This window comes from Mesorhizobium sp. WSM4887 (assembly GCF_029625865.1).
Taxonomy (GTDB): domain Bacteria; phylum Pseudomonadota; class Alphaproteobacteria; order Rhizobiales; family Rhizobiaceae; genus Mesorhizobium.
This window is the reverse complement of sequence record NZ_JARTVP010000006.1, coordinates 21,193-47,483: the sequence shown is the minus strand read 5'-3', so window position 1 is coordinate 47,483 and position 26,291 is coordinate 21,193. Positions and strand designations below refer to the sequence as shown.

The window sequence follows — 26,291 nt, the reverse complement described above, 5'->3', positions numbered from 1 at the left end:
ATGCGCCTGGCAAGTGCCAAGCAGGTACTCAGAGGGTTACCGACTTAATGTCTTCATTATGTCGACAAAGTCAAGAGCTTTGTGATGCTTGCTTGAAGATCGCTCAGAACAGCGCCTTCCACGCTGTCCACCGTAGCTTTCACGCGTCAACGTGCGGCACAAAGCCAGCGACCGCGCGTGCGCGCCCGCTGGCCAGCCCGTCCCCTCGCGTTGAAAAATTAGTCGGTAATAATGCGCAACGCTGGCCCCGCCGGACGGCGAAATCGCGGTCGAATGCCTGACGATCAAAGTCCGCTGGGTCGGTCCCAGAGGTTCAGCGATGTCCCAAGTCCCTTCTTTTGAGCGGTCTTATACAGCTCGAAACCCCAGCTTATGTCGAAGACAGCCATCCCGCACGCGATGAAGATCACGCGATCCTTCTTGCCCCGGCGGCCGGGCTTCTTGCCGTTGACCACGTCGCCCAGGCCAGTCGAGTCTTTGAGCGCCGGGAGCTTGCCGGCGTCGATCAGCCGATAGAACGGCCCACCGATCACGTTGCTGTAATAGGCGTCCTTGTTGCCGGAGCCGATAGCGTCCTCGACATAGGCTTCCTGCAGCGGGGTATGGTCGTAGACGATTCCACATTTAGTCAGGAACGACTCGTCCGCATTGACCGGGCCTGAGACCAGCAGGGTGGCCCCCTCCTTGATCCATTCGTCCTTGAAATGGAGTGGCTTGAGCCGCGAAGCCGCGATGGTGATGACGTCGGCGCCGCGGAAGCCTGCTTCGGCGTCGTCAACGCCCACCGCCTCAACTCCGTACTTCTCGGCTGCCCAACTGGCGAACTCGTTCGCCTTGTCAAGGAACAGGTCGAAGCAAACGACCTTTTTGACGTTGGAGAGCTGCGTCATGACGCCTGTGAAGCAGGCCTTGTTAATCGGGCCGCAACCGATCACGGAGACGGTCTCTGCGTCCTTGTTCGCGAGATGCTTCGCCGCGACGCCTGGCACGGCCCCGGTTCTTGCGGCGCTGAGGAGATTGGCCGACATCAGCGCGAGCGGGGCGCCTGTGTCTTTGTCGTTGAGCATCATGGTAAGGATCGACCGCGGCAATCCCTTTTCGGCGTTGGCGTGGTTCGATCCGTACCACTTGTTGCCACAGACATCGAAGCGCCCGCCGAGGTAACCAGGCATCGCCGCGAAGCGACGGTCCGGTCCGGCGACGGGCATGTTGGGAAACTCCGACGTCTTCGGGAAGACGATGTTCATCCCGTGATTGTTGTGATTTGCTCCGCCCATCAAATAGTCGCCTTTGCCGAGGAGGGCGAAGGTCTCTTCGCAAACCTCGACGCAGCGTTTTGCATCCAGGACGCCGGCTTCGATCATGTCGGGTTCAGAGAGGTAGAGGAAGTCGATTTTCGGATACATCTGGGCGACCCTTGTTTAGGTGAGTGAAGACTGTTCATGCGGCCGATGCGTCGCGGCCAAAACGCAGCAAGTTCGATATGTCGTAGAGGTGGCAGCCCGGGCTGCGCGCGTTTGCGCGCATCAGGAAATTCAACTTCTCGATACGCTCCCCCGAACGCGGCGCGCCATTCTTCTGGAACGGAACCTGCAGGCCCACGGAGAAGTCCATGACGACATCGTCGACGACCCCGCCGGACCGTCCTGACGGAACTGCGATTATTCCGTGCTTCTGGGCCAAGTAGTAGGCGTCCAGTGCCTCGGTGACCGTGCCTACCTGGTTGGGCTTCAGGACGAAACCGCCGATGGCGCGAGTTTCAAAGGCCTTCTGCAGCAGGCCGGCGTTGGTGACCGTCAGATCGTCACCAAGGATGATGGTCCGCGGAATCTCCTGGACCGCCTTTGGAAAGCCAGACCAATCATTCTCATCGAGCAGGTCTTCGATGAAGACGAGATCGAATGTTTCGGTCAGCGACCTGGCATATGCGATCAACTCGTCGGAGCTGATCCGCTTGCCCTTCAGCAAATAAGTCCGCGTCTGCGCATCGTATATTTCGCTCGAGGCGCAATCGAGAGCAAACGCGATCCGGCCAGTGTACCCGCAGGCATCGATCGCCTGTTGCATGAGTCCCAGGACTACCGCCGGATCGTCTGACGGGGCCGCGTAGCCATATGAGCTTGCGACGTGTGGCTTGTGACCGAGGTAGCTGGTCAGCACTTCGCCAAGTTTGCGGAAAACGGCCACGGCCATCTCGATTGCGAAGTCGACGCTGTCGGTGCCATACGGAACGATCAGAAATTCGTTGAACGCTTGCGTCAGTTGCTCGTAGCGGCCGCCGTTGACGATGTTGAAGCAAGGCACTGGCACGGTCTGGATGTTGCCGCCGGCGATGTAGTCGTAAAGAGGCACGTTTAGCGCGGCTGCCGCAGCGCGGAACGTCGCGATCGACACCGAATAGATGGTATTGCCCCCGAGGTTCCGCTTGTTCGGCGTGCCATCGAGTTGGATCATTCTGTGGTCGATCGCGCGCTGGTCGAAGACATTCATCCCCAATAAGGCCGGACCGATCACGTCGGTGGCTTTGTGCACCGCCTTGTGGACGCTGAGCCCCTCGTAGGTGGAAGGGTCGCCGTCGCGCAGGACGAAGGACTCGTGCATTCCCACCGAGGTACCGGTTGGCGCCGCGCCACGGCCGATCGCGCCACTTTCGGTGCAGACCTCGACTTCGACGGCGGGGCGGCACTTGCAGTCGATGATCTGCTGCGCCCTTACGGACGCAATCCCGTCTTGTCTATCGCTGGCCATGCTTCAAATCCGGAACGTAAAGGATGTTTAGGTCGCATAGGTTGGTGCCCGTGTTGCCCGTGAAGACCGTGGACTGAATGGCGTCGAGCGCCTCGAAGCAGCTATGCTCGCGCAATGCCTGATAGAGGTTGATGCCTTTGCCCTTCGCGGCCTTCAGGCAACTGGAGTCGGTGATGCCGCCGGCGACTTTAGTGGTGCCGTCCGTGCCTTCGCTGTCGATCGACAACAGGCAGGCGCCTGGGCTCTTGTCGGCTGCGATGGCGAAGCCCACAGCCATTTCCTGGCCTGGCCCGCCGTGCCCGTTGATCACGCTATCGTCCAGGATCTGCGTCGTGACTTCCCCGGAGCTCAGCAGCACGCAGGGAGCCCTCACGGGGTTTCCATACGTTTGAATCTCCCGGGCCAGGGAGGCGAAAAATGTGCCGGCGTCGCGGCTTTCACCCTCAAGGAAAGACGTTACGATGATGGCCGGAATCCCCATCTCCTCGCAGATCTCCTTGGCGTAGATGCAGGAGTCGGGCAGCGTGTTGAGAAGGAAGTACGTATTGTCCGGAAAGGCCTTGGGCGTCTCCGCTTCCGGTCCGGCGTTCATCAAGTAGTCGAAAACGCTTTTCGGCATGCGATCGGATAGATTGCGGTTGACGATCGTCGCGCGGGCATCGTCCAACGTCGTCGGATCGGGGCCCATCGGCGTGCTTTTGTAAGCGGTATAGGGAACGGCAACGTCGCCCGTCGCAGGCGACCCGACGCCGTCGCTGATGCCAAACCCAATCAGTTCAGCTCCGACGTCTTGGATGCGCTTTGCCAGCATGCCGCCGTTCAGAGCCGAGATGTGGCGACGCACGGCGTTGATCTCGAAGATGCCGGCACCCGACTTCAGCAGGACATTGGTTGCGTCTATTTCGTCCTGCAGCGAAATTCCGTCCCGGGGACAGGACATCAAGGCCGAGCTGCCGCCACTGATGACCACGATGAACAGATCGTCCGGGCCTGAGTGATCGATGATTTCGATCATCTTTCTCGACGCGCGAAGGCCTTCCTCGTTTGGAAGAGGATGCCCTCCTACGAACACTTCGGTTTTGTTGAAGCGGTCGGTCTCCTCCGCAACTTTCACGATCGCGATTCCGTGCGTCAGATGGTCGCCCAGCACGTGATCAACCGCCATGGCCATGTGGTTGCAGGCTTTCCCGGCGCCAAACAGGTACACGTTGCGCTTAAGCGACAGGTCCCAAGACCGCACGCCGATATGAAGCGTGTCGCCCTCCAGACGCATTAGCGTGCGGATGCGCTGGTAGCTGTCGAGCCGCTCGAGAGTGCGGTTGGCAATCTCCGCGACTATCCTTCGCGACGCAATCTCACCCCGTGACAGGATCTCTTCGAGGTTGCGAATTTTCGACATTGAGAACTCGGCTTTGGTTCGGTTAACGGGCGGCCGCTTGCACGTTGCGAGCTGCCGTAGCCGAGAGGACTAATGCCTCACTTATTGTCGATTGTCAAACAATCAATTGACCGACGATTGATTTTTGGATAGTCGAGAATCTGCGCCTGTCTAACCGGGGCATGGAATGTTATGTTGGAATCGACTGCTGCGCTGTCGGCAGCGTCGCGGCCATCTCGGCGCAGGGCTAGCCCTGATGGGTGGAACTCGTGAGGTCCCTCGGAGCGTCGCTCACCGGTCGTTTCCAAAAACCAGCGTGCGGGCTCGCAATTGGGGGCGCTTATGGATTCAGGCTCGGCATTCTCCGTGAAGAAAGTGCAGAAGCGCAGCACTGAAGCCCAGGCAGCCGATAGGCTGCGCGAGGCAATACTGGAGGGCGACATACCTCTTGGGTCGAGGCTCACCGAGATATTGATGTCCGAGCAGGTCGGAGTGTCGCGCGGCACGATTCGCACCGCCTTCCACCAGCTAGTGCAGGAAGGCCTTCTCGTGCAGGTGCCCTACACCGGATGGACCGTCATGACACTGAGTTCACACGATGCTTGGGAGCTCTATACCTTGAGAGCCAGCCTGGAGGCACTGGCTAGCCGGCTGGTCGCTCTACGTGTGAGGAACAACGATCCTGATGGGCGAGTGGCGGCAGCGCTGAGATCGGCTTACGAACGATTGAAGGCCGCCTGTGCAAAGCGCAACAATCATAGAGCCATCGCGCAGGAAGACATGAACCTTCATAAGTCGATCGTGGCCTTGGCCCAACATGGGCGACTGCGGGACCAGTATTCCCTGATCGAACATCAGGCCCGCATATACATTCGGTCCAGTGACGAGCTAGTCCAAGACCCGGCCGACATCCTTTCGCAGCACGCTCCGATCATCGACACGCTGCTCCGTGGCGATGAGAAGAGCGCTGTTGAAGCCGCCGCGGCTCACAATGAGCGGGAGGGCACCATTCTGTTTGAGCATTTGAAAAGGCTTGAACTGCAGGCGCGAGAAGCTGCTAGCCTCAAGTAGGTCGAGGGCGGACCAACTTAATGACCCGATCCGAGCGGCCATGAAGGACGCTGACCTTGACTCGCGACAGGATCGCTTCCCGAGTCTACCGACTCCGCAGGATCGAGATGACTAACGGGTGCCGAGCAGGAAAATGTGAATCCTGCGAGTTACGCATTCTTGGCGGGGAGTGCATGCACCGGATAGACTTCAGTCACGCCGGCAACGTGTCATGCTTTTCTTGCCAGGCCACGCCAACAGCGGACGTTGTTATTGAAGCCTGACAATGCGTCGTGTCGTAGCGAGGACCGGTATGGTCCTCTATTGCTATTGGACTATTGGCGCTCACTGGGGCGGTAATTTTGACGCCGACCAGGCGCTTTTTCGGCGATGATGGCGGCGGCTCTCATTGCCGGATCGCCCGGTATGCCGCGGAGGTTGCCTACGGTGCCCCTGGTCATATCCGAAGCCGATCCACGGCCTGTTAGCCCGCTGGTCACTTCATCCTCGATTCGGGCAACCGTCCCCTCGCGGCGCAGACGGTTAACCGCCTATATTCCGACCACGACAGCGCCTCCGCTGAGCCCGGCGCCCGCCGCCGCCAGCAGTAGTTTCTCGCCCGGCCGAAACGGCTCAGCCTGATTGGCGAGCGACAGCGACAGCGGGATCGTCGCGGCGGACGAGTTGCCGTAGTCGGTGATCGTCTTGACGACTGCATGGTCGGCAATGCCGAGGTTCCTGCCGACCGCGTCGAAAATCCGGGCGTTAGCCTGATGCGGCACGAACCGGTCGATGTCTTGCGGCTCTATTCGGGCTGCAGTGAGCGCGTCCCGCGAGCAGGCTGTCATCATCTCGACCGCCTTGGCGAACACCTCGCGGCCGTCGGTGATGGTCATCCGGGTCTCAGCGAGGTCGAGGTCGGCGTGGAAGGGCTTGTTGCTTCCGCCCGCCGGAATCTGGATCAGTCCGTAGCGAGAGCCGTCGGAATCCACCGATGCGCCGAGGATGCCCCGGTCGGGATCCTCGCAGGGACCGATCACCACGGCGCCGGCGGCGTCGGCGAACAGCACCGCGCTGGCGCGCTCGGCCGGGTTGATACGGCGGCTGAGGATGTTGGCGGCAATGACCAGGCTCGCCTTGCCGTGCAGGCGGGTGAAGCCGTCCGCGAACATCAGCGCATAGATGAAGCCGGCGCAGGCGCCGGTGAGATCGATCGCGCCGGCGCGGCCGAGCCCGAGCCGATGCGCGACCAGCGGCGCGCTCGGCGGCAAGAGGTGATCGGGCGTCGAGGTGGCAAGCAACAACAGGCCGATATCGCTCCGGTCGGTGCCGGCATCGGCCAGCGCCATGTCGCCGGCTTGCGTGGCAAGGCCCGACAGCGTGTCTCCTTCCGTGGCCCAGAAGCGCGACCGTATCCCGGTGCGCCGCTCGATCCAGCCGGGCTCGAGCCCGAGACGGTTTTCGATCTCCGGGTTCTCGACCTTGCGCGCCGGCGCATGATGGCCGAACCCGAGGATGCGCGACGATCGGCTCAATGCTTCGCGCCGAAGCGTTCGCCGGCCTCCTCAATGGCGTGATAGAGACCATCCAGCTCCTCGCCGGTGATGCAGTAGGGCGGCAGGAGATACAGCACATTGCCGAGCGGACGCACGAGCAGTCCGCGCTCGAGGAAAAAAGCGCGCAGCTTCGGCCCGATCTCGGCCAGATAGCCGGCGGAGCCGGTGCGCAGATCGAGGGCCGCAATCGTGCCGGTAACCCGGCTGTCAGTGAAGCGAGGGTTGTCGCGAAAACGCCGAAGCCCAGCAGCCTGTTTTGCTCCCAGGGCCGCGACCCGCTCAGCCACCGGCTCGTCATGCCAGATCTCGACATTGGCGAGTGCCGCCGCGCAGGCGATCGGATTGGCGGTGTAGGAACTCGAGTGGAAGAAGGTCTTCTTGCGGTCCGTCGAATAGTGGGCCTGGAAAATGGCATCGGTCGCAAGCGTTGCGGCCAGCGGGACAACGCCGCCCGTCAGCCCCTTCGAGGTGCACAGTATGTCCGGAGAGATCGCTGCCTGCTCACAGCCGAACATGGTCCCGGTGCGACCCCAGCCGGTCATCACTTCGTCGGCTATCAACAGCGTGCCGGAGGCCTGTGCGATCTTTTTCAACTCGGCCAGAACCCAGGCCGGATACATCAGCATGCCGCCGGCGCCGAGCACCAGCGGCTCGACGATCAGCGCGGCCGCGCGCCGGTCGCGACAGCGGCCTCGAACCGATCGAGCGTCTCCTGCTCTCGCCCGGTGGCCGGGAACGGGATGGTGTCGACCTCGAACAGCAGCGGCTCGTAGGCAGCGTTGAACACGCCGCGGGCGCCGACGCTCATCGTGCCGATCGTGTCGCCATGATAGCTGTGCTCCATGACGACGATGCGCGAGCGCGGCGCGTCGATGTTGCGGAAATAGCCGAGCGCCATCTTCAGCGCGACCTCGACGGAGGTTGAGCCGCTGTCGGAGTAGAACACCCAGTCGAGGCCGGGCGGCGCGAGGCCGACAAGCGCCTTGGCCAGCCGTTCGGCCGGCTCGTGGGTGAAGCCGGCGAAGATGATCTGGTCGAGGCTCGCAGCGGCCGTCTCGATCGCCTTGACGATGCGGGGATGGCGGTGGCCGTGGGTGACGACCCACCAGGAAGAAATGGCATCCAGGATGCGCGTGCCGTCGGCCTTGGGGAGGTAGGCGCCTTCGGTCCGGACGATCTCGGGGATGGCGAACTCGAGCGCGTGCTGCGTGAAGGGATGCCACACACTGGACTGCGACATCATTCGCCTCCCGCGATCGCTGTGAGGTCGAAGCCGGCAATCATCGCTTCCCGCAGCGTCCCACTCGTCAGCGGATCGAGCAGCGGCAGCCTGCCAAGCTGGCGAACGCCGCTGAATTCCACGATTGTTCTTTGCGTATCGGCCACCTCGTCGCCGATGAACGCAATGCCGATGAGCGGGATGGAACGGGCCCTGAGCGCCTCGATCGACAAGAGGGTGTGGTTGATCGTGCCGAGCTTGGTACGGGCGCACAGGATGACCGGTACCCGCCACTGAGCGAATATGTCGATGAACTTGGTGCGCCGGTTGAGCGGCACCATCAGTCCGCCGGCACCTTCGATGACGATCGGGCCCGGCAGGTCCGGAAGCGACAGCTCTGCGACGTCTATCGCGACGCCGTCGAGTTCGGCTGAACGATGTGGCGACAGCGGCTCCTTCAGCCGATAGACTTCGGGCAGCACGCGCCCCGGCGGCAGGCCGGCGAGCCGTTCCACGACCTGGCTGTCGGTTTCGCCGTCGAGGCCCGATTGCACCGGCTTCCAGTAGAAGCCGTCGAGCAGGCCGGCCAATCCCGCCGAAAACACCGTCTTGCCGATGCCGGTATCGGTTCCGGTGATGACGATGCGCTTGGTCATGCCGAGGCCAACACCTCGACGAGCGCCTCGACCATGGCCGAAATGTCGGCTTCCTCGACGTTGAGCGTCAGCGAGATGCGCAGGCGCGACGTGCCCTCGGGAACCGTCGGCGGGCGAATGCCGCGTATGTCGAAACCGCGGGCCTGCAGCGCCGCCGACACCGCCATGGTGCGCCTGTTGTCGCCGATGACGAAGGGCTGGATCTGCGAGCCGCTAGGGGCCACGCCGCAGCGCTCGGCCAATCGGCGGCCCGCGAAGGCAACGCGGTCCTGCAGCTGGGCACGGCGTTGGGGCTCGTCGGACAGCAATGCAATCGCCTCGCGCGCTGCCACGGCCATCAGCGGCGAAGGGGCGGTGGAATAGATGAAGGGCCGGCAGCGGTTGACGAGATAGTCGCACAGCAGTCCCGGCCGGGTGACGAGCGCACCGGCCGCGCCGAGCGCCTTGCCGCAGTGTGGAGCGCGACGATGTTGTCGCGACCCTCGAAAGCGGCGGCAAGGCCGCGGCCGTCGGGCCCCCAGACGCCGGTGGCATGCGCCTCGTCGAGGACGATGAAGGCCTCGTGCCGGTCGGCAAGCGCGACCAGGTCCTCCATCGGCGCGCGGTCGCCGTCCATGCTGTAGAGGCTTTCGACCACGATCCAGACGCGCCCGGTGCCGCCTTCGGCGCGCCAGCGCGTGATTGCATCCTCGAAGGCATCGACGTCGTTGTGCACGGCGAGCTTGAACTCGGCGCGGCCAGCGCGGGCCCCCTCATGCATGCTGGCATGAGCCAATTCGTCGAGGACCAAAAGGTCACCCTTCTGCGGCAGGGCGGTCAGCAGGGCGAAATTGGCGATGTAGCCGGTGCCGAAGAACAGCGCGCGGTCGGCTCTGAAGAACGCCGCCGCGTCCGCCTCCAGTGCCTCGTGTTCCGGCGCGTTGCCGCGCAGCAGCCGAGATCCGGTCGCGCCGACCGGGGTGCCCCGCGCGATCGCCGCCGTAACCGCGTCGCCAAGCCTTCTCGAGGCGGCGAGGCCGAGGTAGTCGTTCGACGAGAAATCGAGACCGGAGCGCGGCGACAGTGTCCGCAACCGGTCCTTGCGCGCCAGTCCCTGCAAGGTCGCGTCATAGCGGGCAAGCGGTGCCCCGTTCATAGCGCCTCGAGTTCCATAGGCTCGATGCCGAGGCGGCGGAACAGCAGGCTATCCTTGTCCTCGCCGGGATTGTCCGCAGTCAGCAGCGTGTCGCCGACGAAGATCGAGTTGGCGCCGGCAAAGAAGCACAGCGCTTGCATCTCGTCGGTCATGGCGGTGCGCCCGGCCGAAAGCCGAACATGCGATTTCGGCATCATGATGCGCGCCAGCGCGATCACGCGCACGAACACGATCGGCTCGATCGGCCTGGCATCGGCAAGCGGGGTGCCGGCGATCGGGATGAGGATGTTGATCGGCACGCTTTCTGGATGTTTCGGCAGGTTGGCCAATGTCACCAGCATGTCGATCCGGTCCACCGGCTCTTCACCCATCCCGACAATGCCGCCGCAGCAGACCTTGATGCCGCTGTCGCGGACATTGGCCAGTGTGTCCAGCCGGTCGGCAAACGTCCGGGTCGAGATGATCTCTGAGTAGTAGCGCTCGGAGGTGTCGAGTTGTGGTTGTAGTAGTCGAGGCCGGCCTCCTTCAGCCGCTGCGCCTGGCCGAGGTCGAGCATGCCGAGCGTCATGCAGGTCTCCATGCCCAGCGCCTTGACGCCCTCGACCATCGCCACGACCGCATCCATGTCGCGCCCCTTGGGATTTCGCCAGGCGGCGCCCATGCAATAGCGGGTGGCGCCGGCGTCGCGTGCCTTGGTCGCCTCGGCGATGACGCGCCTGACCTCCATCAGCTTCGACGCCTTCAACCCGCTTTCGTGGTGCGCCGACTGGCTGCAATAGCCGCAATCCTCCGGACAGCCGCCCGTCTTGATGCTGAGAAGCCGGCTGAGCTGGACCTTGTTTGGATCGAAGTTCTGGCGGTGAATGGTCTGCGCCTGGAAGAGGAGGTCGTTGAAGGGCAAGTCGTGGATGGCCTGGGCCACCTCTCGGGTCCATTGAGGCGATGTCATGTTGAACGGCCCAACGGCTGCGTTCAGGCAGAGTTCCGCGTTCATGCCACATCCATTTTCAAAGTTTAGGCGTCAGCCGCGAGAGAACAAGCATGGAAGCCTGTCATGATCTGCCCACCAGTGCCGGCACGGGGAGAGCGTTGCGGGCCTCATCGAGTATGGAAAAGCTGTAGCCCCCCTCGGCATTGCTCTCGACCGAATAGGTCAATCGGTCAACAATGCGATTGTCCTTGTCGAACGTTAGCACACGCGGCTTGAGCGCGGTCAGCTTTGCCTCGTCGAGATAGGCGGAGTTGCAGATGATGACCTGATCGCCTGGCTGGCACGTACGCGCCGCGGCGCCGTTGAGGATGCAGCAACGCGATCCACGTTCGCCGAGGATGACATAGGTCGAGATCCGTGCGCCCGAATTCTTGTTCCAGATCTCCACGAATTCCATCGGCAGGATGCCTGCCTCCTCGCAATGGTCCGGATCGAGCGTGATCGAGCCATGGTAGTCGAGATTGGCCTCGGTGACGTAGATGCCGTGCAGCTTGCCGGCGACGATTTTACGCATGCCTCTCCTCCAAACAGTCTCTTCCACGTCGCATACCTTCTGGGGTGCAGGCGGCGATGGTTGCCTTCGATCAGCCAAGCCCGATCTGAACTCGACTGTATTTGGCCCTTAGTTCAAAAGGTTGTTCTTGTTGACATTGACGGCGACATCCAAGCCTATGTCGAGGACCGGCGCGCTATGCGTGATCCAACCGACCGAAATCAAGTCGACTCCGGTCGCGGCAATCGCTGGTGCGGTCTGCACGGTTACCCCACCGGACGCCTCGGTGATTGCGCGGCCGCCGACCATCGCTACTGCCTGGGTCAGCTGCTCGACAGACATATTGTCCAGCAGCACCGCGTCAACCCCTGTCGCCAGCGCGATATCGAGCTGTTCAAGCGTGTCGACCTCGACCTCGATCTTTACCATGTGACCTGCGGTCGCCCGCGCTCGCTCTATCGCCGTGCGGACATCGCCGACGGTGGCAATGTGGTTGTCCTTAATGAGCATGGCGTCATCGAGCCCGAAGCGGTGGTTGGCGCCACCGCCGGCGCGCACCGCGTACTTTTCCAGCGCGCGCAGGCCGGGCGTTGTCTTTCGCGTGCACACGATCTTTGCTTTCTGCCCGCGCACCGCTTCGACGATTTCGGCTGTTGCCGTTGCAATGCCGCTGAGATGGCACAGGAAATTGAGCGCTGTGCGCTCGGCCGCGAGCATCCCGCGCGCCGGTCCACTCACCGTTGCGATGGTTTCGCCCGCCATGACCTTGCTCCCGTCGCAGCGCGCGAAACGCATGTCGATCGATTGATCTACAAGCAGGAAAGCGTAAGCCACGAGATCAAGGCCGGCCAGAACGCCGGACTGTCGTGTCCTGAAGGCGAAAGTGGACTTGTGGTCGAGGGGTACAATCGCATCGCTCGTAAGATCGCCGGCTTTGCCCAAGTCCTCCAGAAGAGCGCTGCGCACGATCGGTTCGATCGCGATCCCGGTCAGTGGTGGAAGTGATGTCATGAGGCACTCCGTTCGGCGAGCCGCGGGCTAAGCGTGGCCGCAAATTTCGTTGCTGTCGCAAGCGTCAAGCGGGAAGATCGGGTGTCCGCGTTGCGTGTGGGGAAATCCGAGCGGTAATGAGCTCCTCGGCTTTCTTCACGCCGAAGTGCGGCAACCGCGATCATCAGCGCGACCAAAGCAGGATCTGAGGCGGCCGAGTTGCCAGCCGCTATTGGCAGCAGCGCTGACACCGTTTCGGCTAACAACTCGCCGTGCCGGATGACACCGAGGCTCTCCGAGACCACCTGTCTAATGGAGGAGGGGTCGGGCGGCGGTGGCACGGTCGTAACAAGCATTGGCCACTGCCAGCCGGCAGGAGCAGCCGCCACTGTTTCGGCGACCCAGAGGGCGGTTGCCACCGCTTCAGTCAGCGAGTTGCTGGCCAGCCGATTGGCGCCGTGGAAACCCGTACATGCAACCTCGCCGCATGCCCATAGGCCGCTCACCGAGCTGCGGCCTTCGGCATCAACGGCCACGCCGCCCATGTGATAGTGGACTGCCGGACGTACCGGGATTGGTTCGACAGCAGGATCGATTCCCACCTCTTGGCATAGACGGGTGATACTGGGAAAGCGCTTGGGAAGGGTCGGACCGAGACAATGCCGGGCATCAAGAAACACCCGACTTCCCTTCGCAAGCTGTTGCCATATGGCCCGCGTCACGACATCGCGCGATGCGAGTTCGCCGCCAGGCGTATCGGCAAGGAAGCGCTGACCGTGTTCATTGACCAGTACCGCCCCCTCGCCGCGGACGGCTTCACTTATCAGAGGCATCGGCCGCCGTGAGATGTCGAGCGCGGTCGGATGGAACTGGACAAATTCGAGGTCCGCCAGTTCTGCACCGGCACAGGCAGCGAGCGCCAAGCCATGGCCGAAGGAGCCGGTCGGATTTGTCGTGTCCCTGAACAGGGCGCCGATGCCGCCGGTCGCAAGCACCACGCGACGCGTCGGAAATATTACCGCACCCGCGTTAGCGACCGCGAGCACACCGGCGATTGCACCATTTTCGACGAGAAGCCGGCGCGCGTCCATGCCCTCAAGGATTGTGATCGAAGGGGTACGCCGCGCGACAGTGGCGAGCGCCCGGACAAGCTCGCGGCCAGTGGCGTCCCCGGCCGCGTGGACAATCCGGCGGCGGGAATGCGCCGCCTCGAGCCCAAGCCGCAGCGCCCCGTCCGATGTGCGATCGAAGGCGACGCCCAGATGGACCAGATTGCCGATGGCTCGGTATGTCCCCTCGACCACCCTCCTGGCCATGGCTTCGTCGCAAAGCCCGTCGCCGGCAGCAAGTGTGTCGGCAAGATGCAGCTCCGGACTATCATCGCCGCCTACACTCGCGGCCAGCCCGCCTTGGGCAAGTGCGCTGGAAGCTTCGCTTCCCAGTGGCGTCCGGGAAAGAAGGACCACCGGTTGCGGCGCCAGATGAAGCGCGCACATCAGGCCGGCAATGCCGGCGCCGACGATGACCGGCGCACCGCCGATGTCGCGGATATGCTGGGTCATACGACGAGCATCCGCTCCACCACGCGGCGCGCCCGGTCAGTGACGTCAGGATCGATGGTGACGACATAGCGGTCTTGTTCGAGTGCAGCGCGGATGTTGGCGAGCGTGATGCGCTTCATGTGCGGGCAGAGATTGCACGGCCGCACGAACTCGACTTCGGGGTGCTCGACGGCGACGTTGTCGCTCATCGAACATTCGGTCATCAGTACGACCCGCGCGGGCTTGTGCCGTCCGACATAGTCGGACATCGCCGCGGTCGAGCCGGCGAAATCCGCGACCGCCACAACCTCGGGCGGACACTCCGGATGGGCAAGCACGGTGACGCCAGGATAGGCATCGCGCAGTTCGCGAATGTCGGCTGGGCCAAAACGCTCATGCACCTCGCAGTGTCCCTGCCAGGCGATTATCTCGACCTCCGTCTGCGCCGCGATATTCCCGGCCAGATATTCGTCGGGCAGCATGATGACGCGCGGCGCACCCAGCGATTCCACAACTGCCAGCGCATTGCCGGAGGTGCAGCAAATGTCAGATTCGGCCTTCACGGCAGCGGATGTGTTCACGTAGGTGACGACCGGCACGCCAGGATAGCGCTGCCGCATGAGCCGAACGTCGTCAGCTGTGATCGAGTCGGCCAGCGAGCACCCGGCGCCGAGATCGGGAATAAGGACTGTCTTGTCCGGATTGAGGAGCTTGGCCGTCTCGGCCATGAAATGCACGCCGGCGAGCACGATGACATCCGCATCGACCGTCATGGCTTTGCGCGCAAGAGCCAGGCTGTCGCCGACAATGTCGGCCACGCAGTGGAAGATCTCAGGCGTCTGGTAGTTATGAGCCAGAATGACTGCGTTGCGCTCGCGCTTAAGCGCCAGGATAGCCTCTACGTCATGGCTGAAGGCTGCCCATTCCGCTGGCGGAATGACGCGCCAGACGCGCCGATACAAAGACGCGGCTGAAGGCAACGCCCCGCTCATGGCCCCTCCAATTATAATCTATTTGACTATAAGGGGCATATATCCCGGTTGACTATAAGCATGTCAACCCCGGGCGAGCGGCAATTTTGTGCCCGCCGCGGCTGTCTCGTCCAGGACGGCATGGCGGAATCGATAGAGCTTGGCGGGCCGTCCACCCGTGTCCACAGACGTCTCGCCCGTCTCCTCGACCAGCTCCTGCTGTTCAATCAGCCGGCGGAAATTGGGCTTGTTGATGAGCCGACCGGCCAAGGCTTCCACGGCTCGTTGTAACTGTAGCAGCGTGAAGACAGGTGGCATCAGCTCGAAGACGACCGGCCGATATTTGATCTTCGAGCGCAAGCGGGCAATGCCTGTCGCCAGGATGCGGCGGTGGTCGGCAATCATGGCAATCCCGAGGATTGCGGCAAAAGCGCTCGAACGTCCATCGCGGGTCGCCTCTGCCACCAGGCCAGCTTCGTAAAGCAATTCGTAGCGCTGAAGCGCCAGCTCTTCGTTCCAGGAGTAGTTTTCGAAGCCGAAGGCAATGGCCGCCCGCCTTTGTCGCTCGCGGCGCGTGGAGGCCTCCTCGGCGTCGGCCGCCCAGGCAAGCAGACGAGGCTTCACGATATCTGCCAGCACCTTCGGCGTGCCGGCGCGATGATCCTCCCACGGAAAATATTCGTACCAGCTGCGCCACCCGCGGCCGGACGAGCCGGCGGCCCGTTCTTTTTGGGTCGAAGCCAGATAGCTGATCGAAATAACGCGCTGCTGATGCCCGTCATCAATGCGGTCGCGATCCGCGAATGTATAGAGTTGCTCGATGTAGCCAAGCGGATGGCCGGTCTGCTCCTCGACCCATGCCCTCAACCCGGACTGCAGCGATCGATGCTCAAGCGCGAACGGCCCCGACGGCAGGGAACGCGCTTGCCCGATAGTGAGCGCGGCCGGTTCGCCGTCATTGACGGCTACAACCACGGCAATCAGCTCCGCCTCGACTTCTTTAGCCTTAGCGGGGGCGCTAGCGTTGCGTGTTCCTTTTGCCCGGACGTCCATGATGCCTGAATAGGTTGGGCAGAGCTTCCAGTGCGAAGCATCTCAATCGATTTAAGCAGCGTGGAGTAGCACATTTTGGGTGTCAACACGGCACGCTCCGTCATCAGCTTAGCCTTTCGATCTATACAAAATTGTGCCAAATGCGACGCCAGCGGGCATGACGCTAGGGAAGCAAATTCAAAGTCGGGCCATGAGATCGAAACGCTGCAAGGCGGTGGCCGTCGATGTTCTATGAAAGCTCGCTTGTCCCTTAAGGGTCATCACTTATGGATGGACCATTGCCAGCCCCGGCGTCCCGGCCAACCCTCGGCCGAGCGAGTCCAAAAAGGAGGATTTGAGCGCATTGGCCACCAAAGCGGCTGTGCGGCCACCTGTGCCGGCGCTATGCAGCTGTTTCACTGATCGGCTCTGGGTAGGTGCCTTGCGTGATGCTTGAGGGATTCGATCATTGTTTTGACCGACGGCCGCCGGTTCTCTCCATTTCGGATTGCGAGCAGGATTCCGCGTCCCAGGGGTGGCGACAGCGGGACAGCGGCGAGCCCGCTATGATTAACGAGCGTGCGAATCTGGGGAACGACCGCAATAGCGCACCCGTGAGCGACCATTGCCCAAGTGACGTCAGTTTCATCAAATCTAGCAACAATGCGTGGCTGGAATCCTTTCTCGTTACACATTGCGAGCAAGGCATCGGAGAAGGTGTTTGGACGCGTGTCGATAGCCCAACACTCGTCCTTCAGATCATAAATGCTAATGGCCCTTTTCTGAGCTAACGCATGGTCGCGCCTGACGATGGCGACCAACTGATCTTGATAGATTGGAAAAGTCTCCAGGTTCGGTGCGTCCTTGGACTGTTTCAGGGTTATGTCGTCGACGACCGCTATGTCACATTGCCAACTGCGCAACGCGGCTAATGCGGCCAATGGCTCCAATTCAATGGCGGAGACGACTAACGCGGGGTACTCGAGTTGCATTTGCCTGATCGCCGGTGGCAGCAAACTGGCGCCGATCGAAGGGAAGGACGCAATCGACAATTGACCAGCCACCTGCGCCCTGATGGCGGCGAGATCGGTTTTCGCCTCTTCCATGACAGCCAGTATGCGTTCGGCATGCTGGACCAGCACGTTTCCCGCGGGCGTGATTGACACCCCTCGGCCCCGCCTCTCGACCAGCGCTGCGCCGACCTCTTCCTCTAGTAACGAAATCTGCTGCGAGACCGCCGACGGTGATATCCGAAGGATCTCGGAAACAGCCGCCATCGTCCCTCGGACAGCCAGCTCGCGCAGCGTCTTCAATCTCTGAATGTCCATGAAGTTGCTCAAGCCGTTCTCCGTAGAATCGTCACTTTTTCTAATCAAATGCCTAAAATCATTTAACTAGACTGAAGTGTCGGTGTCAAACTAGGATCGGTTCGTCGGCTGCCGAGCGCACATAAAAATTTCGTCAGCGCAGCTCCGATCGATCGCAAAGGGGAACTCGATGAAACTTCTCATTTCCGCTGCACTCGCAGCGTTCGCGACCGTAGCCTCCCTACCTTCGCAGGCGGGGGTGCTGGATACGGTAAAGCAACGGGGAACGCTCAATTGTGGCACCGACAACACGGCGCCTGGTTTCGGCTATCTCAATACCAAGACCGGCAAGATGGAAGGTTTGGACGTAGACTTCTGTCGCGCTGTGGCTGCCGGCGTCCTCGGCGACGCCAACAAGGTCAATTTTGTGACTGTCACGGACAAAAGCCGGTTCACGGCGCTGCAGACGGGACAAGTCGACGTTGTGTTTGCCCACACAACGGTCTACCCCGTCCGGGAATCGGCGATTGCCATCGATTTCCTGCCAATGAATTTCTGGGACGGCGGCGGCATCATGGTGAAAGCCTCATCGAAGGTGGCGAAAATCGACGATCTCGCAGGTGCCAGCTTCTGCACGACGCAAGGGTCCGCCACCGAGGCGATCATCGCCGACCTTCTGAAGAAGAAGGGCTGGAAGAGTCAGGTGCTGACCTACGAGAATCTCGAGAAGCTGTTCGGCGCCCTCAGCAGCGGGCGGTGTGACGCCATGGTGACCGACAAGTCGGCGCTGGCCTCGTGGCGCGGCAACTCGAACAAACCCGACGACTTTGTCATCCTCCCAGATATCCTGGCGAAATCGCCCTTTGCCGGCTTTGTGGTCGCTAACGATTCGCGCTGGAGGAATGCCCTGCGCTGGATAGTCTTCGCGACGATTGAAGCCGAAGATGTTGGCATCACATCCGACAAGGTCGACACAGAGGCCAAGTCGGCCGACCCAGGCATCCAGAAGTTCCTCGGTGTGAACGGAACGATCGGCGCCGACTTCGGTCTGCCGGCGGATTTCGTTGCCCAAGTCCTCAAGCAGGTCGGAAACTACGGCGAGATCTATGATCGCAACCTGGGCCCGAAAACGCCCAACTATCTCGACCGCAAGGGCACGCCAAATGCGCTCTCGCGTGACGGCGGGGCGATGATCTCGCCGCCGTGGTGGTGAAGTCGATGAGCGGCCCGGCAGGGCTGGGCCGCTCCATTCCCTTGACCTTTTCCGCTCGAAGGCTTCCGATGGATACGATGGTGCATCGTGCGGTTTCCGAAAGACCGGAACGACGCGCACTTAAGGCACGTGCGTTTCGTAGAAATCTTGTGCAGGCCGCGATCATTGCTGCGGTTGCGGCCTTGATGATCGGCTTGGGTTACGCAATCCGGTCCAGCCTGGCCGCAAGAGGAATTGCCTTCAGTTTCGGCTATCTCGCCTCGGGCGCCGGATTCGAGATCAGTGAAGGTTACGCCGTTGCCATAAGCACGCCTCTCGGCCTCGTGCCGTTCTCCTCTGGCATGACCAACGCGCAGGCGCTCACAGTTGGCCTTTTCAATACCTTGAAAGTCGCCATTTTGGCGATCGTGGTAGCTACCGCGCTCGGAACGCTGCTCGGTGTGGGACGTTTGTCGACGAATTGGCTGGTAAGGCAGCTCTGTTTCTATTTCGTCGAGTTCGTCAGGAACACCCCGCTGCTCATACAACTGACATTCTGGTACATCGCTGTCGTCCTGCAGTTTCCTCCAATTTCCGCTGCGGCCGGGTTTCCGGGAGTGATATTAAGCCAGCAAGGTATCTGGCTGCCCTCGATCGCAGCGACAGATACGGCCACGGGACCCGGGATCATCATCTTTCTTCTGGCTCTGGTGCTCGGCGTCCTGTCCGCTTTCATTTCCGGGGGCAAACGACGCTGGGTGATTGTCGGCTTGTCGGCCATCCTGCTGCTGGGTGCCGTGATTGTTGGGGGTTTCCCATTCACCATCGACATCCCCGAAGCCGGCCGCTTCCGGGCGAGCGGCGGCACGATGCTTTCACCTGAGTTCACGGCGATTCTGATCGGTATTGTCGTCAACAGCTCAGCATATCTTGGCGAGATTGTGCGCGGCGCTATTGAAAGCCTGCCGCGCGGGCAATGGGAGGCGGCGCGCTCGCTCGGGCTCGCCAGGAACGACATCATAAAGGACATCGTCCTTCCCCAGGTGTTTCGCGTGATCCTCCCATCGTTTGGAAACCAATATATCGGTCTTGCCAAGAACACCTCTCTTGGGATCGCGATCGGATTTCCGGACTTGTTCAACGTCTACGGCACGGTGGCCAATCAAACTGGCCGAAGCCTCGAAGGCATAATCGTCGTTACGCTCATCTATCTTCTGATCAGCCTTGGGATAAGCGCGACCATCAATCGGCTCAATGCCAGGATACAGATCCCGGGGGCTCGCTGATGGGTATCGAAAACGCGGTCAAGCGTCTGAAGGTCAATCTCTTCGCCACCCCCTTCGATACGCTTCTCACGGCACTGGTGGTGCCCACGCTTTTTTGGGGCATCTGGACATTTTGCGCGTGGCTTCTCGCGGTCGCCCAGTGGCACGTCATTGGGCAGAGCGCAAAGGTTCTGATGGTCGGAGTATTCCCGGCCGCGGAGCTGTGGCGCGTATGGGTTGCCGCCTTCCTGTTCGCCGTCGCGATGGGCCTTTTGGTGTCGTCCATCATACCCATGAGGGGATTGCGTGCCGCTAGCACCGTCATTGGGATCCTGGCCGTGACTGCGCTGGCGTTGCAGGTGTCTTGGTCCGCGGGCATCAACACCTTCCTCGTTGGCAGCTCACTTGAATGTGCATGGCTTTTAGGACAAACCCTCCCGCGTGTGCGCAAGCTGGCCGGCGGCCTCTCGTTGGGCGCACTGGGGCTCGCGCTCTACCTTCTTGTGCCGGCGGGGCCGGCGACATGGGGCGGCTTTCTGCTGTCGGTGCTGCTTACCGCCATTTCCGCGGCGCTGACCATACCGATCGGAGCTGCCCTGGCGTTTGGTCGTCAAAGCAAGATCGGAAGTATTAGGATCCTCTGCACTGCATACATCGAGTTCATGCGGGCCGTTCCGCTCATTCTGGTGGTCTATTTCATCTGGATCGCATTTCCTCTCCTTCTCCCCTCCGTGCCGGTCCCAGATGTCCTGCGGGGACTGATCGGCTTCGTGATTTTCTATTCCGCGTTCGCGGCCGAATATATCCGCAGCGGCTTGCAGGCGGTCCCCCGCGGGCAGGTCGAGGCCTCCGAGGCCCTTGGACTGAGTTCCTGGGACATCAAAATCCGGATCGTCGGTCCGCAGGCCATGCGTGTGGCCCTCCCTGGCATGGTTGGCAACGTCCTTGACATCTTCAACTACGCCCCCCTTGTTTTCATCATTGGCCTTGCAGATTTTCTACGTGTCGGACAAATGATATTGGCTGACCCTCAGAACAGCGACAAAGTCTACGAGGTGTATACATTCTTGTTCATTGTCTGCTTTCTCGTTGGCAGCGCAGTTACCTATTTCGCCAGACACTTGGAAGCGCACCTTTCTAAGGGAATCTCAAATGAAGGCCGATAGCACAGCGGCGAAGGGCACCGAGATCGTCAAATTCGATCAGCTGAACAAGTACTATGGACATTTCCATGTGCTGAAGGAGGTGAGCTTATCTGTTGCCAGGGGGGAAGTCATGGTCGTCATCGGCCCAAGCGGTTCGGGCAAGTCGACTCTGATCCGTTGTGTGAATGGCCTGGAACAATATCAGGACGGTAGCCTGATCGTAGACGGTTACCGAATGCCCGTTGAGGAAGAAAGGGCGGTTGGAGACGACAAGAACCTCCAACAGATTCGGAAGGGCGTTGGCATGGTCTTCCAGCAATTCAACCTGTTTCCCCATATGACCGTGCTGGAAAACGTAGCGCTGGCGCCAATCCGAGTGCGAAAGCTCTCCAAGGACGCCGCGTACGCAAACGCACGGCGTTTGCTCGATCGTGTCGGTCTATCAGACCAAGCCCATAAGTATCCTGCCGCACTTTCAGGTGGCCAGCAACAGCGCGTCGCCATCGCCCGCTCATTGGCAATGGATCCCCATGTGATGCTTTTTGACGAGCCGACGTCCGCGCTTGATCCTGAGATGGTCGGAGAGGTTCTGGACGTTATGCGCGAGTTGGCGGTCGACGGAATGACCATGATGATCGTCACGCATGAAATGGGCTTCGCCCGTGAAGTCGCCGACAGGGTCGTCTACATCGATGGCGGCAGAATTGCGGAGATCGGGTATCCCGAGACTTTCTTCCAGAATCCTCAGCATGACCGGGCCAGGGCGTTCCTTTCTCGTGTCCTGAAACACTAGTCAGTGCCAGCAATGTCCATTCAAATTGAACGTCTTTATCCCTCCCAGACGACCCATCGCGATCGCTTGTTGCGGGCTGCCGTGCAGCTCTTTCGGCACGAGCCAAATCTTCTGGAAGCCTTCTCATATGATCCGAGGGGCCTCGAGGATGACGCCGCCCTCCTTGCGCATGTGCTTGCGGGGTGCATCCCACCGGGAGGTGGCCGGCAGGTGGTCTTCGCCGCCGCGCGTGACGTTTTCTCTCACGATGAGCGCGCCTTCGAGGACGCGGTTTCTGACATCTATGCCACCGCCAACAAGGACCTTGATCCGGGTGGAGAGATCGCAACGCTCCATTTTGCCAACGGTTTGCATGTCTTGCTGTCCTACAGGGTGTGCCGCTCACTGCATCGCGCCAAGCGGATATCGTTGGCGCTTGCCGTGAAGGGCCATACGGGCCGTGCTTTTGGCTGTGACATCAGGCCCGAGGCGGAATTCGGTCGAGGGTTGTGGTTCGATCACGGTCTGGGCATCGTCATCGGCCAAACTGCTGTCATCGAGGATGACGTTTCCATCTGGCACGGCGTAACTCTGGGCAGCAACTTCAGGGGCCGAGAGGGCAAGCGTCATCCGACCGTGAAGCGAGGCGCTGTCATTGGTGCCGGCGCCAGCATTTTGGGCGACATCACCATAGGGGAGGGCGCTGTGGTGGCGGCAGGGGCCGTGGTCACCAAGGATGTCCCGGCCGGTCAAACCGCGGCAGGCGTCCCGGCCCAATTGAAGTCGCGCTCGCCACATTCATTTTCAGGCTTCAGCCTCGGCCCAGGAGACCATCCATGACCAACGTCCTGGGGATCGACCATCCGATCGTCTGCGTTCAAGACCTGTCATCGCTGCGTGATACATACGGCGCCCTTGGCTTCAACGTCACGCCAATCGGCAAGCATCCCTGGGGTACTTCGACCTGCGCAATGTTGTTCAAAAACTCTCTTCTGGAGTTGATGAGCATCTATGACACGGCTCTGCTCGACAGCTACCCTGCCGGGGACTTCCGGTTCGGCCGCTTCATCGCCAACTCAATCAAGGAGCGGGACGGAATTGCGTTGACAGCGTTGTACAGCGACGACGCCGAGCGCGACGAGCAAACCGTTCTCAGCCGCGGCGGGGTCTGCCAAGGGACGATCGAATTCGGACGCGATGTCGTCCTGGCGGACGGCACCAACGACCGCACAAAGACAACCCTGAAGATATTTGCCTCACGCGATTACCCGCGACTGTCCAATTTCGGCTGCCGGCAGCACAAGCGCAACCTTATCGAGTTTCCACAATGGATGGACCATGCGAATTCTGCGTACGGCTTCCTCTCGGTCTGCATCCTTGCTGAGCGGCATCATCAGGATGGAGTGAAGCGCTGGCTAGGCACGCTCCACGGAACAGATCGCATCCTGCCAATCGACGGCGGATTTGAAGTGCCCACCGGCAATGGCAAATTCCTGGTCCTGGATCGCAACGGTGCAGCCAAGCGCTATGGAGACTTGCCGGCCTCGATTGCGGCTCCGGCCGAACCATATGAATTCGCGGTGGACCTGAAAGTTCGATCTCGAGCAAAACTGTTTGATCAGCTTGCCAAAAGTGAGCTCGTGCCACGAGAGGTCAACGGTATGATTCTCTTGCCGCAAGCCGACCGCTTGGGCGGCGTTATGCTGTCGTTTAGCGAGGCTTGACCGAGCAACCCGCCGCCCTGTGTGCGCTGTTCCCCCGGCCTAGGCTTTTCGCCGCAGGTCGTCGCTCGAGATAAAGCGCCAAGTTGCCGTTCTCGACCTCGAGATCGACGAAGACAAGCTCGGGGCCTACGACACGGATGGTCGCCGCCAAATTCCACCATTGCGGGCCGATGGCGGTTACGCTGCGCCCCTTGTTCGCCACGCCTTGTGTGCAGAGGATCAGCGGTCCGCCTAAGTCCCGTGATAATTGCGGGCGACTAAAGCACGTCGCCTTTTAAAGGATTCGGGGATTCCCTGATTGACGGTTTGATGATTCATTGCGGTGGAAGGGAGAACCGTGATGGGCAAGCCGTTAGCGATGGCGTTGCGTAAGCGTGTTGCGGCGTTTGTGGATGAGGGCAACAGCAACCGTGAGGCGTCGCGTCATTTCCGGGTTTCGCCGAAGTTCGTGAAAGATCTGATGAAGCTGCGCGCCGAGAGGGGTTCGCTTGAGCCGCGCCGGCAAGGCCATGGCACGGGGGGCGGCAAGCTGGCCGCTCACGCCGACTTCGTGCGCCAGCGGATGGCCGAGAATGGCGATCTGACGCTCGACGAGCTGTGCGTGGAACTGGATGGGCGCGGCGTTACGGTGCACCGGTCGAATGTCGCGCGTTTGCTTCACCGGCTGTGCCTCAGTCACAAAAAAAGACACTCCGGGCGAGCGAGCAGGAGCGTCCCGACATCCGGCAGGCGCGCGAGCATTGGAGGTGGCGGCGCAAACCGTTCTTCGACAAGGCCTTGACGCGCCTCGTCTTCATTGACGAGACCTCGACCAACACACGGCTGACCAAGCGAACCGGCTGGGCGCCCAAGAGCGAACGCTACCGAACATCAGCACCATTCGGCGGCCGGAAGACGCAGACCTTCATCGCCGGCTTGAGATGCCATGCCATGATCGCGCCTTGGATCGTCGATGCGCCGATGAACAGGGCGCGTTTCGAACTCTATGTCGAGACCCAGCTCGCACCCGAACTCAAGCCGGGCGACGTCGTCATCCTCGACAATGTCGCCTTCCACAAGAGCGAGCGGGGCGGCCGAACTGGTGCGCCAGCGCGGTGCCTGGCTGCTGCCGCTGCCGGCCTAATCGCCAGATCTCAATCCAATCGAAATGGCCTTCTCGAAGCTCAAGGCGCTGCTCAGAAAGAAGGCCGCACGATCCTTCGACGCTTTATGCAACGCGCTCAAGGACATATGCGACCTGTTCGACCCAATATAGTGCAGAGACTTCTTCAAAGCTGCCGGATATGAGGCCAATTAAACGCGACCTGCTTTAGGCGATTTTTTCGGCTGAGACGGTCCTGCGGTGAGCCAGTCAAGGGAGGATATCCCTGATTGGCATGTAAGCGCGTCAGTTCCGCGCAAGGCGTCTACCGCTGCGCCAACTATCTGATCGCCGGCGTTGGCTCACCGGACCCAAACAGGTGCAACGCCGTCGTCTCAACCCACTCCGCAGCGCTCGGATTTGCGAATTTGAAGGTCGGTTACCTCGTTCCGCGATCCTCTGATGAAGTCTGCCTTTTGCGATCTAGAATGGATACCGGGTGCCGGTTTCCGGCGAGGTCTCCGCTGTTTCCACCCAGACGCTCTTGGTTTGAGTATATTGCATGAGCCCTTCGTAGCCACTAGAACGGCCATATCCGCTGTTCTTGAACCCGCCGAAGGGTGTCATGACACTGATCGAACGATAACCGTTGATCCAGAAAGTGCCGGCCTGGATCTTGCTGGCGACGCGATGGGCGCGACCAACGTTCTGCGTCCAGACTCCTCCCGCCAAACCGTAGTGTGAAGCGTTGGCGATCGCGATCGCTTCTTCTTCCTCTTCGAACGGCGTAATGCCGAGAACAGGCCCGAAAACCTCCTCGTGGCCGACTTCGATCTGATCGTTGAGGCCGCTAATCAGGGTCGGAGCGTAGTACATACCGCCTGGCTGGTTCACCAATGCCAGCTCAGAGCCTCCGGCGAGCACTTCTGCACCTGCCGTCTTGGCCTCGTCGACCATGCGCTTGATCTGATTTAGCTGCGTCTTGTTGTTAATCGGCCCGACAAGAGTTCGCTGGTCGAGCGGGTGTCCCACGGGAATCTGCGGGGTGACTTCGGCTAGGTGGCCCACAATCTTGTCGTAGACGCGCCTTTGAACCAGCAAACGCGAGCCAGCCGTGCATGCCTGGCCTGCATTCTGGAATATGGCACGTTGCGCGCCTAACACCGCAATCCTGGAATCCGCATCGTCGAAGACAATGTTCGCGGACTTTCCGCCCAGCTCCAAAATGCATGGTATGATACGTTTAGCCGCCAATGAGGCGATGATGCTGCCGGTTCTGGTGGATCCGACGAAAACAACCATGCGGGTGTTCTGATCAAGAATCGCTGGTGCCGCCGTGCTTTCACCAAGACCGGCCAGAACGTTGACCAGGCCGCGTGGGAGACCACCCTCTTCCAAAAGCCTTGCCAGGATAATGGAGGTGGCTGGCGTCAGCTCGGACGGCTTGAGAACAACCGAATTTCCAGACGCTAGTGCGGGGGCAATCTGCCAGCCTCCGGTCGAAAGCGGTGCGTTCCAAGGCGTCATTTGAACCACGACGCCATATGGGGCCCTGATTACATAGTTGAGTTGAGTCGTTGGTACCGGAATGACTGTGCCTTCCAGCTTGTCGCACCATCCTGCGAAGTACTCAAACATCTGCGCGACGGCTTCGATCTCATTGACCGTGCTTGTAAGCGGTCGGCCGGAGGTCAAAGCTTCGAACTGCGCCACGGCTGCGGCCTTAGTGCGAAGATGCCGCCCGGCTGCATGCATTTTTCGACCGCGATCGCTGGCCGTCATCGCCCACCAGGCCCTCTGAGCACGCGCCGCGGCTTCGCATGCGGCAGCGGCAACTGCAGGCCCCGCGTCCCGATATTTCGCGTACGCAGTTCCCGAAGCCGGCTCGACAAGCTCAATGTAGTTGCCTTTTCCTGGCATGATGTGCCCGTCGACATAGCTTCCGATCTCGAGTCCGGAGCCAAAGAATTCTGTGGTCAGTCTGGCGAACAGATCCTCGTTGAGTGGATCGGCTTTAAAGTCTTCAAGGATTGTCATGACACGAG

General features: G+C 61.0%; 21 protein-coding genes and 3 pseudogenes. 9 read left to right on the top strand and 15 right to left on the bottom strand.

Annotated features, from left to right (window positions below; translation table 11 throughout):
* Window positions 1-284: 284 nt before the first annotated feature.
* The 3 genes from P9230_RS21555 to P9230_RS21545 are packed head-to-tail and all read right to left on the bottom strand — an operon-like array spanning window position 285 to window position 4,147.
* The gene (locus tag P9230_RS21555) at window positions 285-1,406 is read right to left on the bottom strand and encodes a tyramine oxidase subunit B (protein ID WP_278055540.1); all 1,122 of its coding nucleotides are present in this window, start codon (window positions 1,404-1,406) and stop codon (window positions 285-287) included.
* A gap of 34 nt (window positions 1,407-1,440) precedes the next feature.
* On the bottom strand, window positions 1,441-2,748 hold the full coding sequence (locus P9230_RS21550) for an enolase (protein WP_278055539.1): 1,308 nt from the start codon (window positions 2,746-2,748) through the stop codon (window positions 1,441-1,443).
* Window positions 2,735-4,147 carry a DUF4147 domain-containing protein gene (locus P9230_RS21545; RefSeq protein ID WP_278055538.1) on the bottom strand — a complete coding sequence of 471 codons (1,413 nt, stop codon included), beginning with the start codon at window positions 4,145-4,147 and terminating at the stop codon, window positions 2,735-2,737. The genes P9230_RS21550 and P9230_RS21545 overlap by 14 nt, the downstream gene beginning before the upstream one ends.
* Window positions 4,148-4,468: 321 nt before the next feature.
* Between P9230_RS21545 and P9230_RS21540 the strand changes: the two genes are divergently transcribed.
* Window positions 4,469-5,197 carry a GntR family transcriptional regulator gene (locus tag P9230_RS21540; RefSeq protein ID WP_278055537.1) on the top strand — a complete coding sequence of 243 codons (729 nt, stop codon included), beginning with the start codon at window positions 4,469-4,471 and terminating at the stop codon, window positions 5,195-5,197.
* Between the two features lie 530 nt (window positions 5,198-5,727).
* Here the strand turns inward: P9230_RS21540 and P9230_RS21535 are convergent.
* From P9230_RS21535 to P9230_RS21485, 11 genes and pseudogenes are all read right to left on the bottom strand, one after another.
* Window positions 5,728-6,711, bottom strand: a complete 984-nt coding sequence (locus tag P9230_RS21535; RefSeq protein WP_278055536.1) for a beta-ketoacyl-ACP synthase III — start codon at window positions 6,709-6,711, stop codon at window positions 5,728-5,730.
* Window positions 6,708-7,972 (bottom strand): annotated as a pseudogene (locus P9230_RS21530) (adenosylmethionine--8-amino-7-oxononanoate transaminase). Before P9230_RS21530 ends, P9230_RS21535 begins: the two are co-directional and overlap by 4 nt.
* Window positions 7,972-8,607: a dethiobiotin synthase gene (gene bioD, locus P9230_RS21525; RefSeq protein ID WP_278055535.1), complete on the bottom strand. Its 636-nt coding sequence runs from the start codon at window positions 8,605-8,607 to the stop codon at window positions 7,972-7,974. Before bioD ends, P9230_RS21530 begins: the two are co-directional and overlap by 1 nt.
* Window positions 8,604-9,742: pseudogene (locus P9230_RS21520) on the bottom strand (8-amino-7-oxononanoate synthase). The gene bioD and the pseudogene P9230_RS21520 overlap by 4 nt, the downstream one beginning before the upstream one ends.
* Window positions 9,739-10,736: pseudogene (gene bioB / locus P9230_RS21515) on the bottom strand (biotin synthase BioB). Before bioB ends, P9230_RS21520 begins: the two co-directional pseudogenes overlap by 4 nt.
* 58 nt (window positions 10,737-10,794) lie before the next feature.
* Complete coding sequence (gene panD / locus P9230_RS21510) at window positions 10,795-11,247, bottom strand: aspartate 1-decarboxylase (RefSeq protein WP_199651266.1); 453 nt, start codon at window positions 11,245-11,247, stop codon at window positions 10,795-10,797.
* Between the two features lie 108 nt (window positions 11,248-11,355).
* A complete protein-coding gene (nadC, locus tag P9230_RS21505) occupies window positions 11,356-12,237 on the bottom strand; it encodes a carboxylating nicotinate-nucleotide diphosphorylase (RefSeq protein WP_278055533.1) in 882 nt (293 codons plus the stop codon).
* Window positions 12,234-13,778, bottom strand: a complete 1,545-nt coding sequence (locus P9230_RS21500) for an L-aspartate oxidase (RefSeq protein ID WP_278055532.1) — start codon at window positions 13,776-13,778, stop codon at window positions 12,234-12,236. Before P9230_RS21500 ends, nadC begins: the two co-directional genes overlap by 4 nt.
* Window positions 13,775-14,749 carry a quinolinate synthase NadA gene (gene nadA / locus P9230_RS21495; RefSeq protein WP_278055531.1) on the bottom strand — a complete coding sequence of 325 codons (975 nt, stop codon included), beginning with the start codon at window positions 14,747-14,749 and terminating at the stop codon, window positions 13,775-13,777. The genes P9230_RS21500 and nadA overlap by 4 nt, the downstream gene beginning before the upstream one ends.
* Before the next feature lie 63 nt (window positions 14,750-14,812).
* Window positions 14,813-15,781, bottom strand: a complete 969-nt coding sequence (locus P9230_RS21490; protein ID WP_278120814.1) for a hypothetical protein — start codon at window positions 15,779-15,781, stop codon at window positions 14,813-14,815.
* Window positions 15,782-16,176: 395 nt separating this feature from the next.
* Window positions 16,177-17,100 (bottom strand): LysR substrate-binding domain-containing protein, encoded by a 924-nt coding sequence (locus tag P9230_RS21485; RefSeq protein WP_278055529.1) that lies wholly within the window; start codon window positions 17,098-17,100, stop codon window positions 16,177-16,179.
* Window positions 17,101-17,257: 157 nt separating this feature from the next.
* Here P9230_RS21485 and P9230_RS21480 point away from each other — a divergent pair, with 157 nt between their 5' ends.
* The 8 genes from P9230_RS21480 (at window position 17,258) to P9230_RS21445 (ending at window position 24,452) form a co-directional block, all read left to right on the top strand.
* On the top strand, window positions 17,258-18,280 hold the full coding sequence (locus P9230_RS21480; RefSeq protein ID WP_278055528.1) for a transporter substrate-binding domain-containing protein: 1,023 nt from the start codon (window positions 17,258-17,260) through the stop codon (window positions 18,278-18,280).
* A gap of 5 nt (window positions 18,281-18,285) precedes the next feature.
* The gene (locus tag P9230_RS21475; protein ID WP_278055527.1) at window positions 18,286-19,545 is read left to right on the top strand and encodes an ABC transporter permease subunit; all 1,260 of its coding nucleotides are present in this window, start codon (window positions 18,286-18,288) and stop codon (window positions 19,543-19,545) included.
* Window positions 19,545-20,690 (top strand): amino acid ABC transporter permease, encoded by a 1,146-nt coding sequence (locus P9230_RS21470; protein ID WP_278055526.1) that lies wholly within the window; start codon window positions 19,545-19,547, stop codon window positions 20,688-20,690. Before P9230_RS21475 ends, P9230_RS21470 begins: the two co-directional genes overlap by 1 nt.
* On the top strand, window positions 20,677-21,462 hold the full coding sequence (locus P9230_RS21465) for an amino acid ABC transporter ATP-binding protein (RefSeq protein WP_278055524.1): 786 nt from the start codon (window positions 20,677-20,679) through the stop codon (window positions 21,460-21,462). Before P9230_RS21470 ends, P9230_RS21465 begins: the two co-directional genes overlap by 14 nt.
* 12 nt (window positions 21,463-21,474) lie before the next feature.
* Entirely contained in the window at window positions 21,475-22,281 is an 807-nt protein-coding gene (epsC, locus tag P9230_RS21460; protein ID WP_278055523.1) for a serine O-acetyltransferase EpsC, read from the top strand.
* On the top strand, window positions 22,278-23,165 hold the full coding sequence (locus tag P9230_RS21455; RefSeq protein ID WP_278055522.1) for a VOC family protein: 888 nt from the start codon (window positions 22,278-22,280) through the stop codon (window positions 23,163-23,165). Before epsC ends, P9230_RS21455 begins: the two co-directional genes overlap by 4 nt.
* A 340-nt stretch (window positions 23,166-23,505) precedes the next feature.
* Window positions 23,506-23,946 carry a transposase gene (locus tag P9230_RS21450; protein ID WP_278055521.1) on the top strand — a complete coding sequence of 147 codons (441 nt, stop codon included), beginning with the start codon at window positions 23,506-23,508 and terminating at the stop codon, window positions 23,944-23,946.
* The gene (locus tag P9230_RS21445; protein WP_278120813.1) at window positions 23,943-24,452 is read left to right on the top strand and encodes a transposase; all 510 of its coding nucleotides are present in this window, start codon (window positions 23,943-23,945) and stop codon (window positions 24,450-24,452) included. Before P9230_RS21450 ends, P9230_RS21445 begins: the two co-directional genes overlap by 4 nt.
* 277 nt (window positions 24,453-24,729) lie before the next feature.
* Here P9230_RS21445 and P9230_RS21440 read toward each other — a convergent pair whose 3' ends face one another.
* Window positions 24,730-26,283 (bottom strand): aldehyde dehydrogenase family protein, encoded by a 1,554-nt coding sequence (locus tag P9230_RS21440; RefSeq protein WP_278055517.1) that lies wholly within the window; start codon window positions 26,281-26,283, stop codon window positions 24,730-24,732.
* Between the last annotated feature and the right edge of the window lie 8 nt (window positions 26,284-26,291).

Bases quoted from the DNA above. Each gene is read 5' to 3' on its own strand.
- P9230_RS21555 (WP_278055540.1), bottom strand. From the start codon at position 1,406: ATGTATCCGAAAATCGACTTCCTCTACCTCTCTGAACCCGACATGATC.
- P9230_RS21550 (WP_278055539.1), bottom strand. From the start codon at position 2,748: ATGGCCAGCGATAGACAAGACGGGATTGCGTCCGTAAGGGCGCAGCAG.
- P9230_RS21545 (WP_278055538.1), bottom strand. From the start codon at position 4,147: ATGTCGAAAATTCGCAACCTCGAAGAGATCCTGTCACGGGGTGAGATT.
- P9230_RS21540 (WP_278055537.1), top strand. From the start codon at position 4,469: ATGGATTCAGGCTCGGCATTCTCCGTGAAGAAAGTGCAGAAGCGCAGC.
- bioD (WP_278055535.1), bottom strand. From the start codon at position 8,607: ATGACCAAGCGCATCGTCATCACCGGAACCGATACCGGCATCGGCAAG.
- panD (WP_199651266.1), bottom strand. From the start codon at position 11,247: ATGCGTAAAATCGTCGCCGGCAAGCTGCACGGCATCTACGTCACCGAG.
- nadC (WP_278055533.1), bottom strand. From the start codon at position 12,237: ATGACATCACTTCCACCACTGACCGGGATCGCGATCGAACCGATCGTG.
- P9230_RS21500 (WP_278055532.1), bottom strand. From the start codon at position 13,778: ATGACCCAGCATATCCGCGACATCGGCGGTGCGCCGGTCATCGTCGGC.
- nadA (WP_278055531.1), bottom strand. From the start codon at position 14,749: ATGAGCGGGGCGTTGCCTTCAGCCGCGTCTTTGTATCGGCGCGTCTGG.
- P9230_RS21490 (WP_278120814.1), bottom strand. From the start codon at position 15,781: ATGGACGTCCGGGCAAAAGGAACACGCAACGCTAGCGCCCCCGCTAAG.
- P9230_RS21480 (WP_278055528.1), top strand. From the start codon at position 17,258: ATGAAACTTCTCATTTCCGCTGCACTCGCAGCGTTCGCGACCGTAGCC.
- P9230_RS21475 (WP_278055527.1), top strand. From the start codon at position 18,286: ATGAGCGGCCCGGCAGGGCTGGGCCGCTCCATTCCCTTGACCTTTTCC.
- P9230_RS21470 (WP_278055526.1), top strand. From the start codon at position 19,545: ATGGGTATCGAAAACGCGGTCAAGCGTCTGAAGGTCAATCTCTTCGCC.
- P9230_RS21465 (WP_278055524.1), top strand. From the start codon at position 20,677: ATGAAGGCCGATAGCACAGCGGCGAAGGGCACCGAGATCGTCAAATTC.
- epsC (WP_278055523.1), top strand. From the start codon at position 21,475: ATGTCCATTCAAATTGAACGTCTTTATCCCTCCCAGACGACCCATCGC.
- P9230_RS21455 (WP_278055522.1), top strand. From the start codon at position 22,278: ATGACCAACGTCCTGGGGATCGACCATCCGATCGTCTGCGTTCAAGAC.
- P9230_RS21450 (WP_278055521.1), top strand. From the start codon at position 23,506: ATGGGCAAGCCGTTAGCGATGGCGTTGCGTAAGCGTGTTGCGGCGTTT.
- P9230_RS21440 (WP_278055517.1), bottom strand. From the start codon at position 26,283: ATGACAATCCTTGAAGACTTTAAAGCCGATCCACTCAACGAGGATCTG.